Annotated in this window: 16 protein-coding genes; 12 read left to right on the top strand and 4 right to left on the bottom strand. The window is 43.3% G+C overall.

Translation table 11 applies throughout. The features are described from left to right. Nucleotides 1-4: 4 nt before the first annotated feature. The 3 genes from AC0VYI_RS14160 to AC0VYI_RS14150 are packed head-to-tail and all read left to right on the top strand — an operon-like array spanning nt 5 to nt 5,169. Nucleotides 5-613 carry a DUF2760 domain-containing protein gene (locus tag AC0VYI_RS14160; RefSeq protein WP_475443657.1) on the top strand — a complete coding sequence of 203 codons (609 nt, stop codon included), beginning with the start codon at nt 5-7 and terminating at the stop codon, nt 611-613. 3 nt (nt 614-616) lie between these two features. Beyond that, complete coding sequence (locus AC0VYI_RS14155; protein WP_475443655.1) at nt 617-2,386, top strand: Hsp70 family protein; 1,770 nt, start codon at nt 617-619, stop codon at nt 2,384-2,386. A 2-nt stretch (nt 2,387-2,388) separates the two neighbouring features. Further along, nucleotides 2,389-5,169 (top strand): Hsp70 family protein, encoded by a 2,781-nt coding sequence (locus tag AC0VYI_RS14150; protein WP_475443653.1) that lies wholly within the window; start codon nt 2,389-2,391, stop codon nt 5,167-5,169. A 40-nt stretch (nt 5,170-5,209) separates the two neighbouring features. Here AC0VYI_RS14150 and AC0VYI_RS14145 read toward each other — a convergent pair whose 3' ends face one another. Beyond that, nucleotides 5,210-6,154, bottom strand: coding sequence for a lipase family protein (locus tag AC0VYI_RS14145; RefSeq protein ID WP_475443651.1), 945 nt, complete (start codon nt 6,152-6,154; stop codon nt 5,210-5,212). A 107-nt stretch (nt 6,155-6,261) separates the two neighbouring features. On the opposite strand from AC0VYI_RS14145, the gene AC0VYI_RS14140 reads away from it, so the two are divergent. Next, entirely contained in the window at nt 6,262-7,005 is a 744-nt protein-coding gene (locus AC0VYI_RS14140; protein WP_475443649.1) for a class I SAM-dependent methyltransferase, read from the top strand. Nucleotides 7,006-7,110: 105 nt separating this feature from the next. Then, nucleotides 7,111-7,560 (top strand): GyrI-like domain-containing protein, encoded by a 450-nt coding sequence (locus AC0VYI_RS14135; RefSeq protein WP_475443648.1) that lies wholly within the window; start codon nt 7,111-7,113, stop codon nt 7,558-7,560. A 316-nt stretch (nt 7,561-7,876) separates the two neighbouring features. Here AC0VYI_RS14135 and AC0VYI_RS14130 read toward each other — a convergent pair whose 3' ends face one another. Beyond that, nucleotides 7,877-8,794 carry a ParB/Srx family N-terminal domain-containing protein gene (locus AC0VYI_RS14130; protein ID WP_475443646.1) on the bottom strand — a complete coding sequence of 306 codons (918 nt, stop codon included), beginning with the start codon at nt 8,792-8,794 and terminating at the stop codon, nt 7,877-7,879. Between the two features lie 411 nt (nt 8,795-9,205). Between AC0VYI_RS14130 and AC0VYI_RS14125 the strand changes: the two genes are divergently transcribed. From AC0VYI_RS14125 to AC0VYI_RS14110, 4 genes are all read left to right on the top strand, one after another. Further along, complete coding sequence (locus AC0VYI_RS14125; RefSeq protein WP_475443644.1) at nt 9,206-9,817, top strand: 3'-5' exonuclease; 612 nt, start codon at nt 9,206-9,208, stop codon at nt 9,815-9,817. A gap of 155 nt (nt 9,818-9,972) precedes the next feature. Continuing rightward, nucleotides 9,973-12,642: a DEAD/DEAH box helicase family protein gene (locus AC0VYI_RS14120; RefSeq protein WP_475449822.1), complete on the top strand. Its 2,670-nt coding sequence runs from the start codon at nt 9,973-9,975 to the stop codon at nt 12,640-12,642. Nucleotides 12,643-12,682: 40 nt separating this feature from the next. Continuing rightward, a complete protein-coding gene (locus tag AC0VYI_RS14115) occupies nt 12,683-13,162 on the top strand; it encodes a GNAT family N-acetyltransferase (protein WP_475443642.1) in 480 nt (159 codons plus the stop codon). Nucleotides 13,163-13,270: 108 nt separating this feature from the next. Next, nucleotides 13,271-13,882 carry a MarC family protein gene (locus AC0VYI_RS14110; RefSeq protein ID WP_475443640.1) on the top strand — a complete coding sequence of 204 codons (612 nt, stop codon included), beginning with the start codon at nt 13,271-13,273 and terminating at the stop codon, nt 13,880-13,882. 22 nt (nt 13,883-13,904) lie between these two features. Here the strand turns inward: AC0VYI_RS14110 and AC0VYI_RS14105 are convergent, their stop codons facing one another. Continuing rightward, a complete protein-coding gene (locus AC0VYI_RS14105; protein ID WP_199474824.1) occupies nt 13,905-14,390 on the bottom strand; it encodes a putative 4-hydroxy-4-methyl-2-oxoglutarate aldolase in 486 nt (161 codons plus the stop codon). 142 nt (nt 14,391-14,532) lie between these two features. Next, a complete protein-coding gene (locus tag AC0VYI_RS14100) occupies nt 14,533-15,051 on the bottom strand; it encodes a hypothetical protein (protein WP_199474825.1) in 519 nt (172 codons plus the stop codon). A 36-nt stretch (nt 15,052-15,087) separates the two neighbouring features. Here AC0VYI_RS14100 and AC0VYI_RS14095 point away from each other — a divergent pair, with 36 nt between their 5' ends. The 3 genes from AC0VYI_RS14095 (at nt 15,088) to efpL (ending at nt 17,328) form a co-directional block, all read left to right on the top strand. Beyond that, entirely contained in the window at nt 15,088-16,242 is a 1,155-nt protein-coding gene (locus tag AC0VYI_RS14095) for a M14 family metallopeptidase (RefSeq protein ID WP_475443637.1), read from the top strand. Nucleotide 16,243: 1 nt separating this feature from the next. After that, complete coding sequence (locus AC0VYI_RS14090) at nt 16,244-16,597, top strand: nucleotide pyrophosphohydrolase (RefSeq protein ID WP_475443635.1); 354 nt, start codon at nt 16,244-16,246, stop codon at nt 16,595-16,597. A gap of 158 nt (nt 16,598-16,755) precedes the next feature. Then, complete coding sequence (gene efpL / locus AC0VYI_RS14085) at nt 16,756-17,328, top strand: elongation factor P-like protein EfpL (protein ID WP_199474828.1); 573 nt, start codon at nt 16,756-16,758, stop codon at nt 17,326-17,328. The last annotated feature ends 230 nt before the right edge of the window (nt 17,329-17,558 follow it).

Genomic DNA, 17,558 nt, shown 5'->3' with positions numbered 1-17,558 from the left:
ATTTATGACACAAAAAATTCAACCAGTTTCTTTTATATCGCGCTTTTTTGGTGCCTTTGGCCAATTCTTCAAATACATGGGGAGTGGTGATTATGCTGCTCGCTGTCAGCATGTAGGGCAAGGCGAGTTACTTGCATTTGAAGCTGAGCCCAAAGTGATTACCAAAGAAGTAGAAATCATTCGGGAAATCGAAGTGGCGTCGCCAACATTGGATACAGTCAATGAAGACGGTGCTCATCAATTATTGCAGTTGCTTCAGCAAGAGGCTCGTTTTATTGATTTTCTACAAGAAAGCATAGATGAATACAGTGATGCTGATGTTGGTGCGGCGTCTCGGCAAATTCATGCGGGTTGCGCAAAAGTATTAAAACAGCATTTCACTATTGATGTGGTGTCCCTCGACGTAGTGAACAGCGCTGCCGAAAATAGCCGAGTAGAAGTGCCTGCGGATTACGATGCGAAGCAAATTAAGCTGGAAGGGCGAGTGGAAGGTAAAGGGCCTTATAAGGGCACCTTGATCCACCCAGGCTGGAAAATCACTGAAACGCGCTTACCCAAAGTCAGTGATACTGACAATCTAACCATATTAGCGCCAGCCGAAATCGAGGTATAAATCATGAATCAATATTTTATTGGTATCGATTTGGGTACCACGCATTCGGCTGTCTATTATTCACAGTCTGCTCAGGCGTCATCAGACACTCACTCCATGCCAGCGGCTATTCGGCAGTTATTGATTCCGCAGTTTATTGCTGCGGGTCAAGTTGATGCTCGACCTTTACTACCTTCTTTTGTGTATTTTCCCCATCAAAGCGAGTTTTTAGACAGCGATTTACAATTGCCTTGGGGAAGTACGTCATCAGTGGTTGGACAATTGGCTCGTGAACTGGGGACCAAGTCAGCTGGCCGACTGGTTCAAAGTGCCAAAAGCTGGTTATGTCATGCTAGGGTGAGTGCCGATGAAGCTGTCTTGCCCGTTGACGCCTTACCAGAAGTGCAAAAAGTATCACCTGCACAAGTGACAGAAAGCTTATTATCTCATTTAGTGAGTGCTTGGGAGCATCAATTTCCCAATGCGCCTATCGCGGAACAAACTGTGGTGATTACCGTGCCGGCCTCGTTTGATCCAGCGGCTCGAACCATTACCGAGCAAACGGCCGCGAAAATCGGCTTGCGAGCTCGCTTGATTGAAGAGCCATTAGCTGCCTTTTATGCTTGGTTAAGTGATCAGCAAAACTGGACCGACAGTCTGGACGTCAACGAGCACATCCTTGTGGTCGATGTGGGGGGCGGCACGACGGATTTATCGCTTATCAAAGCTGTCGACCAAGAAGGAGCGTTGGGTTTAGAGCGTGTGGCGGTTGGTCGACATATTTTGCTTGGCGGCGATAATATGGATCTAACCTTAACCTACCATATGGCGGCACAACTTGCGCAAAATGGTACGAACCTTGAGCCTTGGCAAATTAGTGGTTTGACGCAAGCTTGTCGTGAGGCGAAAGAGCGTTTGCTGTCTAATCCGGATTTACAAGATGCGAGCGTGGTGGTGCCAAGCCGAGGTCGTAGTCTGTTTAACAACAGTATCAAAGCGACATTGACGCAAAACGATGTACAGCAATTATTAATTGACGGTTTTTTCCCGCAAGTCACGCTAGGTGAGCAAGCTCAAAAAAATGCCCGTAGCGGTTTTAGCACCATCAATTTAGAGTACGAAGGCGATCCTGCGATTACCCGTCATATTAGTGAGTTTTTATCTCAACACGATGTAACGCCGAGCAAAATATTGCTAAACGGTGGTGTATTTAATGCTGGTGTCATTCGTTCAACACTTGAGGCGCGTTTGGCCTATATGTTGGGGGACAGCAAATTTACCATGCTGACGCCTTCACATTTAGACCACGCTGTTGCCAAGGGCGCAACTTACTATGCCCAAGTTCAAGCGCAAGGTGGTGTTAAAGTAAAAAGTGGTTTGGCGGCGAATTACTATATTGGTGTGGCAAGCCCGATGCCAGCTATTCCAGGTATGGCACCGCCAGTCGACGCGATTTGTGTGGCCCCTTTTGGGTTGGAGGAAGGCTCAGAAGAGCAGATGCTGCCGAATGAATTTTCTCTTGTGGTGGGGGAAAGCGTGACATTCCGCTTCTTCCAGTCGCAAAGCAGTGATGTAGATGAAGTAGGTAACGTTATTTCTTCATTCTCTCTTGGTCAGTTAAATGAGTTGAATCCTTTGTCGATTCGTTTAGATGCAGGGCATTATCATGAAGGGGACATGGTGCGTGTTTATTTGACCGCACGAGTGACGGAGTTGGGCCTACTATTATTGCAAGCACATGATACGCAATCTGACCTAAGTTGGACCATTGAGTTTCAAGTTAGGGAGGCGTAAACATGGCACAACCGACGTTTCGCGTAGGGATTGATTTAGGGACAACCAATTGTGTTGTCTCTTATATTCCAGCCTCGACAGAGGCTTCTTCTATGAATGCCTTGTCAGCATTGCCTACGCCACAACTGTTACCCATTCCTCAAGTAATGGCGGATGGGTCGGTGCAAGAGTTTACCCATTTGCCGAGTGCCATTTATTTATTGGCGTCAGATGAAATAGGCAAACTGGACCCTGTATTGCCTTGGCGTCATCATGATAAAGAACGAGTGGTGGGGATGGGAGCATTAGCACTTGGACAGCGTCGAGCGGGGCAACTGGTGCAAAGTGCGAAGAGCTGGTTGAGCCATCGCCAGGTCGATCGTCGTTCGCCAATTCTTCCTTGGGCAAGTGAGTTCACGAAAAAAGTCAGTCCACTAGAGGCGAGCAAAACCCTTTTACAGCATATTAAACAAAGTTGGGATCATCGTTTCCCTACGGCGCCTTTAGCTTCTCAATCTATTGCCTTAACACTCCCTGCTTCTTTTGACGAAGAGGCAAGAGCCTTAACGTTAGAAGCTGCTAAATTGGCTGGCTTGGACAACCTATATCTGCTTGAAGAGCCTCAAGCCGCTTGTTACCACTACATCTGTGATGATAATCGTCTCGCTGCCCTGTCCGATAAGAAAATGCTCTTAGTGGTCGATATTGGTGGGGGAACCAGCGATTTTAGTTTAGTGGCGATTCGCTCTGTGGAAAAAACAGCGAATGTGGAAAGCGAGCAGAATGCTGCGATTTCCCTAAAGCGTATTGCCGTGGGCGAGCATTTGTTACTGGGGGGCGATAATTTAGATCAAGCACTGGCATTTCAGCTCGATCCTAAGCAAATTTCCGCTTTATCAGCAACTCGACTGGCTGCTTTGGTTCAGCAGACCCGTCAGGCGAAAGAAACGTTTCTAGGACCGAACGCGCCAGAGTCGTTAAGCATCACTGTTTTGGGGGGCGGTAGTCGATTAATAGGTGGGTCACAAAAGTTTAATGTCTCTAGAGCGGCGCTATTAGAGCAAGTCAGTCAGGGTTTTTTCCCCTTAGTCGGTGCTAATGATAAGGTGCAAAAAAACGATTACGCTATGCATACCTTGGGCTTGCCTTATGAATCAGACCCTGCTTTTACACGTCATCTAGCGGCTTTTTTACAGCAACATAAAGCGGCGATTGAGGCGGTGACGGGGTCGGCTATGCCGGATGCCGTGTTGTTTAACGGGGGATTATTTAATAGCCCGGTGTTAAAAGATCGCCTAGTGGAACAGTTGAACTCTTGGTGTGCTGAGCCCATTTTGGTGTGTACTGCCGACGAGCCCAATAATGCTGTTGCTAAAGGGGCCGCCATGTACTTAAACGCGTTGGCGGGAGAAAGTACGCGTATTGAAAGTGGCGTGGCGCACAGCTTGTATTTGAAAGTGGGCGACGATCAATTTGTGGGTATTTTGCCTAAAGGAACGCTTAAGGGCGAAACCATTACTTTAGGACAAGCCTTTTTTGTCACCTTGGGTCAGCAAGTGCAGTTTCCTTTATATCGTTCGGATGATCATGTTGAGTGCTTAGTGGGAGCGGTGCGTAGTGAAGATGGGCTACATTATATTTCTACATTAACAACAGAGCTTGATGGCTCAACGGAGTTAGAAGAATGTGCTGTGACTTTAGCGGTTCAGATGACAGAAGTCGGGGTATTACAAGTATTGCTGAAGGCGAATAATCAGCGAGACCAGTGGCGTTTGGATTTTTCCACGCAATCTCGTCCTTCACAAGGCTCTTCACCGGGTACGTCTGGACATGATGATTCAGGGCAAGTCGATGAAAGTGGTTTGCTGCATGCTCATATGGGGCAAGCAGAAGAGCATCTGGCCAAATGCTTTTCAAGCGTAGGTCAAAAGCAACAGCCCGACTTAGTCAAATCGCTTAAACAAGATTTGGAACAGTTACTAGGTAATCGAGATGATTGGAACCTAGCCACATCTCGTCGTTTGGCCGATAAATTACTTAGCTTAAAGTCTGGTCGACTCAAAAGTGCTCAACATGAACGCCAGTGGTTACAGCTTGTTGGTTACTGCTTGCGTCCAGGTTATGGTGCCAGTGAGGATTTAGCCCGAGTTCAGCAAGTGGTCAATATCACAAAAGCGGGCACACAATTTGATACTGCACCAGTGTGGGGACAATACTGGACGCTTTACCGTCGCATTGCAGGCGGCTTATCTACCGAGCAGCAAACGCATCTGTTTAAACAGTTTAGCCAGTACTACTCACCATCAGGGCAACGCTCTCGAGATAAAATGAAAGCGCTAACAACCAAGTCCAGCGATGATTTGATTCGCCTTGTGGGGGCGTTAGAGAACCTATCGATGGATGACAAACAAACTGCGATTGATTGGTTACTCAAGCGTTTGCAAAAATCGTCTGAGCCAGATACTGCATGGTGGACAGTTGGACGTATTGCTTCGCGCCATTTGTTATCAGGCCAGCAGGAACAGCGTATTGAAGAGAAGAAACTTCTTCCGATATTGGACTTGGTTCTCAAAGAAGATTGGAAAAAACGCAAACAAGCGGGTCTTGCAGCGGTGCTGATGAGTCAAATGAGCCTTGGTGAATCTAAGGAGTTAACTGGTTATCGCAAGAAAATCGCCAACAAACTGAAAAAAGACAAATGCCCAGCCCAATGGCTAGAACGCCTAGAAAGTCGCCATGAAATTAATAGCGATGAACTGAATGCGTTAGTCGGTGAAAGTTTACCCATAGGGCTTCGTTTATGACATGCGTACCCTCTTTGCTTTTTAACAGCAAAGAGGGGGTTTAATCTATGGAAATCCCAAACAGCTTAATATCGGCTTTATAAGGGACTTCAATAGGGTCTGTTTGCAGTCCATCAATTAATTTTAGATAAGTGGTCATCATATGAGCTTGAAGATTCTTTTCGTTAGGAATGGACGAGGTGAATTTGGTGGCTCTGAGCATGCTTTTTAGTCCGCTGGTTTCGGCGTATTGTTTATTACCTTCCAAGATGATCTCTTTCCCCATGTGCCAATAAATGTCCAAGTCTTTAATCTGCATTGGGCTAATAGGTGGGACCAGCGGCACAATATCATCAAAGGTAACGACGCGTATTAACGGCAAATCGGAAAATTTAGTTGCGCCTGTGACGTTAGTGACTTTGGGTTGACCGAAGGTAATGATCTGTCCAATAGGGTAATGATCTTTTTCCAAGTACATTGCAAGCACGACGGCGATAGCGCCACCTAAACTGTGCCCCGTAATATGAATTGGCTGGTTTTTCACTAAGTAAGGTTTGATATTGTCATAGACGGCTTTTGCAGCCGAGTCAAAGCCTTGGTGTAGTTTGATGCCTAGAGTCGGGTCGAGCTTTAACTCAAGGTCTAAATCCAACATAGCGTTTTCTAGATTGTCTGTACCTCTAATCGCAATGGTCTGAATACCCTTTTTCTGACTTAAAAAATAACTCACTTGAGAGCTTGGAAGGGTAGCCTCATGCACCAGTGTTTGTCCTTGTTTTTGCAAAGACTTTTTTAGCTCTGATGGCGTTAGGTAAGTATCCGCTGATAGGGTGGCTTGTGTCTTTATCTCCGTGAAGTTTTGGGCGCCAAAAGCCAATTGAAACGGGGTGAGTAAGACGAGAGAAAGAACCATTAACAGTGTTTTTATCATAATATTCAGTATAAAGGTCGCAGTTGGTGGTGCCAGAGTACAAGATGATAGTGTTATCTTGTAGCCACTTTTCACGAAATAGACACCTTCTATAGACATTATTTGATAACGTGAATAAGTTAAATCAGTCTAACACATGACTTCCACATAACTTTGCCTATTCTCTATGGCGAGGAGTGTTTATGGCGTTTTTTTCTCTAGAGGAAGCCGCAGCCCGATACAATGAATATCGGCCAAAGGTGCACGATGTGATTAAAACATGGCTTGAAGAGGCAGGTTGTAATAATGATTTTTCCAGAGGGCTGGATGTTGCCTGCGGGACGGGAGACTCGACATTACCGTTAATGGCCCTATGTGATGAGGTGATCGGAATCGATATCTCGGAGGCGATGTTAAAATACGCTAACGAGAAATCTATCTCAACCGCGTTGATGTCTTATCAGCACGCTTTTGAATTGGGCAAATTCGACCTGATTTCTACCTGTATGGCATTTCACTGGTTTGATCTGGAGGAGGCGATAGAAGCCTATAAGTCGGCTTCACAAAACGGAGCGGTCTGGCTCATTTATAATTTTTCCTTTGGGGGGAGTGACTCTAGCGAGGCGTTTAATTGGTGGTTGATTAACTACTATTTCAAGCACTATCCAACTCCCCACAGAAACAGCCAAGTTGCCAATATTCAATATGAACAGGGCATTACTAAGCTTGCTGATGGCAAAGGGACATTGCCCATTCGTATGAGTGTTGAGAGATTAATCAAATACCTCACGACTCAGTCCAATGTTGAAGTGCAAGTCAAAGCAGGGAAAGCCTATGAGGAGATTGAAAGAGAATTAATGGAGCAGATTACACCGTTTGGACTTAATTCGCATTTTAGTTACAAATATACCTATGAAATTTATCGCTATGACAGTCATGATTTGTAGGGCAAGCGTGAGGGCTATTTCGCGTGTAATATGTCTTTTATATTATTGAAAAACGCATGATAATGAAAGGCTACCGTTATTATCATTGCCTATGGAGTAAGCAGTATGGAACAGGTATATTTTGAAGAGAAGCGACTCTTAGGGTTAAGTGAACGCACTAACAATGCCAATGAAACACAGCCAGAAACCGCCAAAATCGCTGGTTTGCATCAATCCTTTGCTCAGCAAATCAAAGTTAACTACGCCAACGGTGCCAGTCTATACGGCGTATATTACAATTACGAGTCAGACTATACGGGAGATTTCTCCATATTGGTCGGAACAGAAAAAGAGACCGTTCGAACTTCTACACCCCTAGAAGGTGTGACGCTTCCTAGCGGCGATTACCTGCGTTTTTCCAAAGAGGGAGAGATGCCACAAATGGTGATCGATGCTTGGGGCGAAATTTGGCAGTACTTTTCTAACCCTGATTGCCCACACCAACGAGCTTACACCGTGGATTTTGAGCACTACACCAGTGACAAGAAAGTCGATATTTATATTGCCATTAAATAGTAGTACTTGAGCCGTACAAGCGATTTTTGGTGGTTGTGGATGCAAATCCAGCCACCTTGTTTTATTTGAGGTCGCTTTTGCAACAGAGAGCGCACCATACTGGGAGGCGTGGAGACTCAGTTAGGTTCAGCCGTATTATTGGCGGAACTTATTGTGATTTGATGCAACGAATCGTTGCTTTAGCTAAGGCAGCAATGTTCTAACTTCACATGCAAAGCATAGTAGGGTGAGCTAGAACAAATAAAATAACCCCATCACTGGTATAAGTGATGGGGTTATTGAGAATAAACGAATAGATAAAAATAGCGGCGGCGAGCTATAAGCTATTTTTATATGCCAGCATATAAGCGATCTTTCCTTTTTTGGCTTTGAATAATTTCTTAAAGGCTTTTTCATGAAAGCTAGTCAACTGGCCCATGGCTTTAGCGGATTGACCGGATCCCCCCACATTGCTGCTTTTAATATCTAAAATAGCGTGACTAATCGCCATAATGGCTTGGTGGTAACCTTTTTCTGTTTTCAGATTGTATTTATTTAGGTCAACGTCTTTTCTAAGGTCTTTAGACCAATAGAATTCAATAAATGGTATAGGTGCTTTGGGTTTTTTCCAAGCAATGCCACTTGAGAAGTACATCATGGAACGGTATTTATCATCCTCAAAATTTTTCATACCGAGGGATGTTGGTAACTGTTGATAGGTGATTGGCTGTCCTTGGTTGTTGTCTAGCCATGTATTGCCATCCGCTTTCATCGCGTTCCAAAATTGCTGCATATTAGCGAGATTACGATAATCCTTTGCAACCACCACGTTTACTTTAAAATGTGTACCACCACCATGCATTTGCCAAAATTCATTAAAGGTATGGTGTCCGTCTGTTAGGTAATATTGATTATTCGGCGCAATGACAATGGTTTTCATATCTTTTGGGTAGGTGCCGACCTTATCTTTACACTCAAAGCTTGTTGGGTCGTTTGGCGTAGAGGCTTTATCAAAATGCGCTAAACCTTTTTGCCCATTCACTTTACAGATTTCATCAAATTGCTTTTTAACGTCTTCCTTGTAAAGACCCAGTTTGTAATACACCTCGTCGTAACCAATGACGAGCTGAGTAGGATGTATCTGATCCAGCGATACCTTAGTCACACTTCCTGCGTGTAGTGCTGCCCCATTGGCAAAGCTAGACGCAACAAACAAAAGTGCCAATATAGGCGTAAAAAGTGCTTTAGCATTCATTAAAGATCCTCGTAGAGCAGTGAAAAAGTAAGTAGAAATAGTCAGTTAGGTGTGCTTGGTTTAAAAATCGTATTCTACAAAACTTGTATGGCATTTTTGTGATAAAAGCAACAAAGTGGGATGGATTTTATCGTATTTTTGATAAAATCTAGCTAATTGATACTGGAAGCAAATATGCAATGAAAACGACGGTAGAGATAAAGATCATCTCGTACATCGGGGGGGAATGCTTTGCGATTTCTGTTTACGATAAACCGCTGCGATTAATTCAAAAGACTGTTTGTCTTCTATTGGCTTTTCAGCAGCATTACTGAAAATAGAGTTAAAAGCAGAAATACATGATGTATCGAAAGAGCTTCAAGAAGTATAGTGTGCTTATAGCTAAGCGTTAAACAATGAAAGAGACAGAGAATGAAACGCCCCACTAAGGAACAGATCATTGAATTGCCCTTGTATGTTGGCCTTGATCTTTGTGACATCAAGGTGGTTGAAAGTGAAGATGATGCAATGGAATCGTTGCAAGCTCTACAAGATCAAACCTGCCTTGGATTTGATACAGAAAGCAAACCGATTTTTCGTAAAGGGGAAGTGAGTCCAGGTCCATCGCTTATACAACTTTCTACTGAGTCTAAAGCTTTTTTGTTTCCTACTCGATTTCCTTTCGCTATTTCTGCTGCTAGGGAAATATTAACAAATCCAAAGATTATGAAAGTTGGCTTCGGTATTAAGGACGACAATAAAGAGCTACGCAACAAGCTCAATATAGACATAGTTAACACCCAAGATTTATCAGTGACGCTAAAGCATCTAGCTGGAGAAAAAAACAGTATTGGTGCGCGTGCTGCTGTTGCCATGGTGTTGAAACAACGTCTTGGAAAAGGTGCTCAACAATCCAATTGGGGCGCTCACCCCCTAAAAGATAATCAGATTCTATACGCTGCTAACGATGCGCACTCTGCTATATGCGTTGAAAGGGCGCTGCGTTGTAAATCACAGCTTTCGAAGGGTATGGCATTCATTTAGATGATGATACTGTGTTCTTAATTTTACTCACTTCACTTTACCTAAATAATGCAAAGTGAGTAAAAATAAATAGGCTTATAGTCAATTAAATCTATATCAAATTTTTACTTGAAATCAAAAAAACGTAAAGGAATACAGTGAAACCGTTCGAATCTATGAAATTTAGGCATCCTTGGCGCCCTTATCAGGAGCGTGTTCTCAATGTGATTAAGGATCATTTAGATGATCGGCGTCTTCATATTGTGGCTGCACCTGGGGCGGGTAAAACCACGTTAGGACTAGAAGTTTTTAGAACGCTAGGGAAGCCAACCTTGGTACTTTCACCTACTAGGGTGATTAGAGACCAATGGATCGAACGGATCAAAGACTTTGTGCAAAGTGAAGATGGTTCTCCACTAGATTGTTACCAACTGGATTGGGTAAGTAACTCGATACAAAATCCCCAAATATTAACCTCCATAACCTATCAAGCGCTGCATGCTAAATTCGCTGAAGAACTTAGCGTTAATGAAGAAGAGGATGTGAACCTTGAAGACGATGATGGGTTAAAAGATGATGAGGTAAATCGGTTTATAAAGGTTATTGAAGCGCAAAATATTCAGGTGATTATCCTTGATGAAGCCCATCATCTTAGATCGGAATGGTGGCGAGCACTAGAAAAGGTTTGCGAGTACTTTCCTAATATTATTTTGGTGTCGCTAACCGCCACGCCACCTTACGATGCACAAGGATCTGAATGGAACCGATACGAGCAGTTATGTGGCCCCATTGACGAAGAAATTTCAATTCCAGAGTTGGTGAAAGCGGGAACCTTATGCGCTCATCAAGATTTTATATGGGCATGTGATGCGACGATCAGCGAAAAAGGTCAAATAAAAGAATACGATCATAGAGTATCGACCCTTTGCGATACGCTATTTCACAGCACTGAGTTCGAAGGCATCGTTTTATCACACCCTTGGTTACAGTCAGAAAAGATAGAAGCGGAAATTATTAAAGAACCGCACGTTGCCATTGCACTACTCACTTATATAAAGGCTAAGTCGCTTCCTATGAAGGATGGCCTGATGGCACTTTTGGACATGAAAGCCGAAGACATTCCAGACTTAGGTCGCCATTGGTGGCAGGTATTGCTGGAAAGCATTTTGTTTTCAAAAACGACACAACATACAGATGTACAAAAACAGGCCCTAGATCATTTAAAAAAGCAGCTAAAGGCGAGTGAACTACTCCATAAACGTGAGCTGTCCCTAGAAAGGTCAAGGCGTATAGATAGGTCGCTTTCTTTAAGCGCTTCTAAGGTATTAGCTTGTAGTACGATTCATCAACTGGAATATAAGTACAGAGGCGAACGGCTTAGGCAAGTTGTCTTAACGGATTATATTCGTGATGAGGCTCTTTCATCTGGGTTAGATACAGGGGAAGTCAATTTAGGTGCATGGCCTGTCTTCAAAAGTATTACATCGTCTTCTGCGATTCCTGAGCAAATAGGATTGCTTACTGGTAGGACGAGTATTATTCCTACTAAGAAATTGTCATTGTTGCTTCGTCATATTAAAAGTCACCATGTTAAAACGGAATCTATGGGCAACAATGGGCAGTATCAAAAGGTAGTTGCGCCTCTGAATCAGCTTACTTCAGCGTTTACTGAACTCTTGATGAACGGTGATATAAAAGTGCTTGTGGGTACACGATCACTATTAGGAGAAGGGTGGGATGCACCCGCAGTAAACTCGCTTATATTGGCGAGTTCAGTTGGTTCTTTCATGTTAACAAATCAAATGCGCGGTCGTGCTATTAGAGTTAATTCAAAGCACAAGGATAAAGTAAGCAGTATTTGGCATTTGGTGGCAATTAATACTGAGTATGATGCTGGCTGGAGTGATGCTTTTAATTTGGTATCACGCTTTCACACTTTTGTTGGCCTTTCAGAAAAAGAACTGGCCATAGAAAGTGGCTTTGATCGCATGAACGCTACAGGTTTGAAGTCAGATAATACGTTCAATAAAACGGCCCCTATTTCTCGCAATAACAAACAGATGGTACGGCGCTATCAGAAACGAGAGCTGATTGCAGAACGTTGGAAGAAAGCACTTACCGTAGACGGTACTGCACGTGTGATACCGTCGGTCAAAACAAATAAAATACCTAATTTGCGTGGTTTTGTATTAAAGCATTCCTTCTCTTATTTATTGGTACAGATGCTTGTTATATTGAGCGGTATTATGACTGGGAGTTTTTATTTATCGCTAAATAATCCTTCTTTATTATGGGTATTGATGTTGGTTGGGATTATAGGAGCGTTGATCTATAAACTGCCCAAAACCATCTCTATGATTAAAATAGCGTGTTTTTTTCTGCCCGTAGATGGCGCCCTAAAACGAATTGGTAAAGCTCTCGCTGAATCGCTATGCCAAGCTGGTTTTATAGAAACCTCTATTCGACGGATGGTGACGAATGTTACCAAGCTTGAAGATGGTTCTTTTTATATTGCATTGTCCGGCTGTAGTTTTTATGAATCTTCTGTATTTGCGGATTGTTTGGAGGAAATACTGGCTCCGATTGACAACCCAAGATATTTAATACTTCGAGAGGGCAGGTTTTTAGGCTCCCTAAGAGACGATTATCATGCTGTCCCTATAAGGTTTGCTGCTAAGAAAGACCTTGCTCAAGTATTTTATAAAGCGTGGCAAAAAAATGTAGGATTATCCGAGCTCATTTATACGCGCACAGAAGAAGGGAGAAGGAGGCTTTTGAGGGCAAAAATGAAGGCTTTTTCATCGACTTTCAAAGATGAAGTGAAAAGACAAGATCGGTGGCAATAATGCTGCCTACTATGTAATGTAAATTTATGGTGTTTGTATCATGATTCAAATCCGCTCATATCAACCAAAGGATGCCAATGCTCTCTGGTATTTGTTTTTCAGTACAGTACGAATGATTAATATTAAAGACTATTCTCTGGCCCAAGTGATAGCCTGGGCGCCGGAGTCCTTTGATATGACTGTGTGGGAAAACAAGATGGCCTCTATTCAGCCTTTTATTGCTGAATTGGATGGTGTGATTGTTGGGTATGCGGATTTACAGCCTGATGGCTTGATTGATCACTTCTTTTGTCATCATGCGTACCAAGGAAAAGGGGTGGGTAGGGCCTTGATGAATTATATTTTTTCCCTTGCGGATGAGCGAAAAATTCCCCGTCTATACTCTCATGTCAGTATTACAGCAAAGCCTTTCTTTGAGCACTTTGGCTTTTTTACCGAGAGTGAGCAGACCGCTGAAATACGTGGAGAAGCGTTAAGCAATTTTAATATGGTAAGACCATTAGCAAAGGGCGCTTGTTGAGAGTTGTATTCTTTCCGATTCTAAATGGTCTAGGGTATCGCCACTCGTCGTAATACGCTAAACTGCGCGGCTTTAAAATTCTCCCTACAAAGACAGTTTGAGTGTTTAATGAGTACTGAGTTTTCTATTTTATCGACGTTTCTTTTATTCCTGTTTGTTATTGATCCATTCGGAAATATTCCAATTTTATTGTCTGTGATGAAAGGTGTACCGCAATCGCGTCAGTACCGCATTATTGTGCGAGATGGTGTGGTTGGTTTGGCAATTCTGGTGGGCTTTTTATACTTTGGTGCACAGTTTATGCAATTGCTGCATTTGGAAACAGAATCGATTTCCATCGCCGGCGGTGTGGTGTTGTTTGTGATAGCGCTCAAAATGATTTTTCCTTCCTCGGTACCAAAAGAGAAATCTGTTCTGATAGAGCCTTTTATTGTACCAATTTCCATTCCCATGTTGGCTGGGCCGTCGACCTTGGCGACGTTACTGGTAATGGTAAAAAGTTATCCTAATGACCACAGTGATTTGCTGATTTCCGTTTTTTGCGCCTGGGGCGTTTCGGTGACGATTCTGTTTTGTGCACCACTATTAAATCGTCTTTTAAAAGAAAAAGGATTAGCGGCTCTTGAACGTTTGATGGGGATGTTGCTATTGATGATGTCTGTACAGATGGTGGTGAATGGTGTGCGCAGTTTGTTCACACACACCTTAGCCGTGTTTTAAAAGTAAATGGAAGAGCGATATGCTATGGCAATGCCAGTGGTTGTTTGGCTACGGCAATGCCATTGAGATCGCAGTAAATGTGGTCTCCAGGTTGGATAACGATTCCCGCAAAACGCAGTGTTTTGCCAATCTCTCCTAAGCCGCGTTTTTCCGTTGGCATGGGGTAGGCTTTTAAGGCATGAATCCCTAAATTCACTTGTGACTGTGCGGCAACGTCGCGAATAGCGCCATAAATCACAATACCTTCCCAGCCATTTGACGCCGCTTTTTCTGCGAGCATATCTCCCAATAGGGCTCGTCGAATGCTGCCCCCTCCATCAACCACCATGACTTTTCCCTTGCCATTGGTACTGACCAATTCACGAACTCGGCTGTTGTCTTCAAAGCAGGAAACAGTGACCACTTCCCCATGAAAGACTGTCTTTTTGCCATACGATGTGAAAATCGGGTCGGCAATCTGCAGGTGTTCAGGGTAAAGGTCGCATAAGTCAGGGAGAATGTCTTTCACGGGCTTACTATTCCAAAGTTGGGTTCAGTATTGACTTTAGAGAGCTAGGCCCATGAAAACCAATTTTTGATTATTATGTTCAATATTTCATTTGAATGATAATTGTAAAGAATCTTTACTGTTTAGTTGTGAGGTTTGGTACTCATTCTTCAGAAGACTCGGGAATGTCTGAGGCGTTGATCAGCCCATGCTCTACTGCAATTTGCAATAACAGCACGATGATTTCATCAGGTGGAAGAAGGTGTAGAGGCGTTGACTGTCCGTTATCGGCCAATGCGTCATCTAAATTGATGTCGCGTTCCGCAAACCAGCTGTGAATACTGTGAACTTCAAAGCTGGGATCCAGATTTTTTGTCTCGTAAGTGGCTTCAACGAGCAGACTTGTTTCTTCTGGATGCAAGGCATAGATGACATCTGTATCGAATTCATTTGTCCACTCTGCCAGAATATCGCTGGCTTCGAAACCAAATTCATAAAGCTGGGTTTCGTCGATATCCAATGTGTTTGGTTCAATGACGTGATGTTCAAGCCACTCATCATCAGGTATTACCAATACCTCTTTGACTTGGGCTTCTGGTGTTGACCAAGTAAATAGTAGAGGAAATGCTGGGTTGTCAGATGAGTTGGCGACAGATGTTATGAATATAGGTAAACTTGCCATAATGTAGAACCAATGTTTGATTGTAAGGAAAAGCGAATGACCAGCCGAATCAATATTAGTAGTGCGTTTGATGGCGGTAACATCTCCGTTATTAGTGCCTCGGAGCCGGACAATATTAGAGTAAAAATCCCTAATGATACAAACTCTAAATTCCTTCAATGGTTTTATTTTCGCTTGCAGGGGGGGATGGGGGAGCAATGCATCATTCAGTTTGAAAACGCCAAAGAGGCGGCTTACCCAGACGGTTGGGTAGATTATCAAGCTGTGGCTTCCTACGATCGTGAGGACTGGTTTCGTGTGCCAACAGAATACATCGATGGAAAATTGGTGATTTCTCACCAGCCTGAGCAAGACAGTATTTATTATGCGTATTTTGCGCCGTACAGCTACGAACGTCATTTGGATATGATTGCTTGGGCTGCAAGCCATGAGGATTGTATAACAGATCACTTGGGGGAAACCGCTGAAGGTCGTGATATTACCTTACTGGAGATCAGTAAAACCCAAGGCTTGGCAAAGAATATTTGGATCATTGCGCGTCAACATCCTGGTGAAACCATGGCTGAATGGTTTATCGAGGGGTTGTTAGAGCGTTTGTTTGATGAATCTCACCCCATTGCACGAGCATTGCTGAAACAGTGTCGTTTTTACGTGGTTCCTAATATGAATCCGGATGGGGCAGTACATGGTAACTTGCGGGTGAACTCTAAAGGCGTCAATTTAAACCGTGAATGGAAGAACCCAAGTAAAGAGTTCAGCCCTGAAGTGTTGGCGGTGCAAAGCAAGATGGCTGAAACCGGTGTGGATCTGTTTTTAGACATTCATGGAGATGAAGCATTGCCAGTCAACTTCGTTGATGGTTGCCAAGGTGTGCCATCATTTGATGAGCGCATGGAGGCTATGGAAGCCTTGTTCAAAGAAGTTTTTCTCGCGGTTAGTCCTGATTTTCAAACTGAGATTGGTTACACGCCAGATCAATTTGGTGAAGCCAATCTGACAGTGGCGACTAAATGGGTAGGAGACACGTATCAATGTTTATCCTTTACCTTGGAAATGCCGTTTAAAGATAACCAAAATTTACCTGATGAGCGCGTTGGCTGGTCGCCTGAGCGTGCAAAAATTTTAGGAGCAGATGTGTTGTATCCAATTTATCAGGTGATTAATAGTAAACACATGAAAGCGGATAAATAGAATGTCGGTTGATTCGTTGGAATGGCTGACAATAGCCATGCGAGAGTTTGCAAAAGAGCGCGAGTGGGATCAATTCCACTCGCCAAAAAATTTATCCATGGCACTGGCGGGTGAAACGGGAGAGTTGCTGGATTGCTTTCGTTGGTTGACAGAGGAGGCCAGTTATCAACTGGATGCTCAACAGGCACAGGCGGTCAAAGAAGAATTGGCGGATGTGCTGCTGTTCACGGTGCGTTTAGCTGATAAATTGGATATCAATTTATTTGAGGCGGCGCAAGAAAAAATGCTTAAGAATGAAAGCCATTATCCTGCGGATAGGGTGAAAGGCAGCGCGAAGAAGTACACTGAGTACTAGACTACGTGTCCTTGGCAGCGGTTGATGTGCATTATCCGGGATATTTTACGAAAAATCTTTGCTTGAACTATAGCGCTTATCTGCGAAGTCGATTAGCATCACGCGCGAAGAACCCCATTTATTTGATTGTATAAAACCTCATTTTAGGACGAGAACAAATGCCTAAGGCTAGTGAAATTAAAAAGAATATGGCCATCGAATACGACGGTAAAACTTGGATTGTTCGTGATATTGAACGCTCTGTACCTCAAGGTCGTGCTGGCGGTAGCTTATACCGTATGCGCATGTACGATGTGGTAACTGACCGTAAGTTAGACGAAACCTTTAAAGATTCTGAAATGTTGAATTTGGCGGATTTAATTCGTCGTCCTGTGATGTTCTCCTATGCCGATGGCAATGAGTATGTCTTTATGGATAATGAAGATTATACGCCTTACACGCTAAACAAAGAGGCGATTGAAAACGAGTTGTTGTTTATTAATGAATCAACCGCTGGTATTCAAGTCATTCTTGTTAACGAAGCTCCTGTGGCTTTGGAGTTGCCTACCAACGTAGAGTTAGAAGTCATCGAAACTGATCCTTCTATTAAAGGGGCTTCCGCTACCTCTCGTAATAAGCCTGCTAAATTATCGACAGGTGCCACCATTCAGGTACCAGAGCATATTTCTATCGGTGACAGAATCAAAGTTAACGTAGAAGAACGCAAATTTGCCGGTCGCGCTGAAAAATAAGCGCTAAAACAATATTATAAAAAGGCAGCTTGTAGGCTGCTTTTTTTTGCCTTTAAAGCTAAAGCTATTCTTTTTTCCTTGATTATTTTGGTGTGATAGTGTTGCTATTGATATTAGGTGTATCAAAAAATGCTATTTTATATGAGGCACGAAAGGCTGCCTTTTTATCATCAACACAAAAGATAACAATCAGACATGCTTCACTACATAAAAACTAATGTTTACCGTTT

This window comes from Marinomonas sp. 63XJN7_9_ISO-PGPR-S23-217, assembly GCF_056173515.1.
Note: the sequence above shows the minus strand (reverse complement) of the source record. Positions and strands in the feature narration are given on the sequence as shown.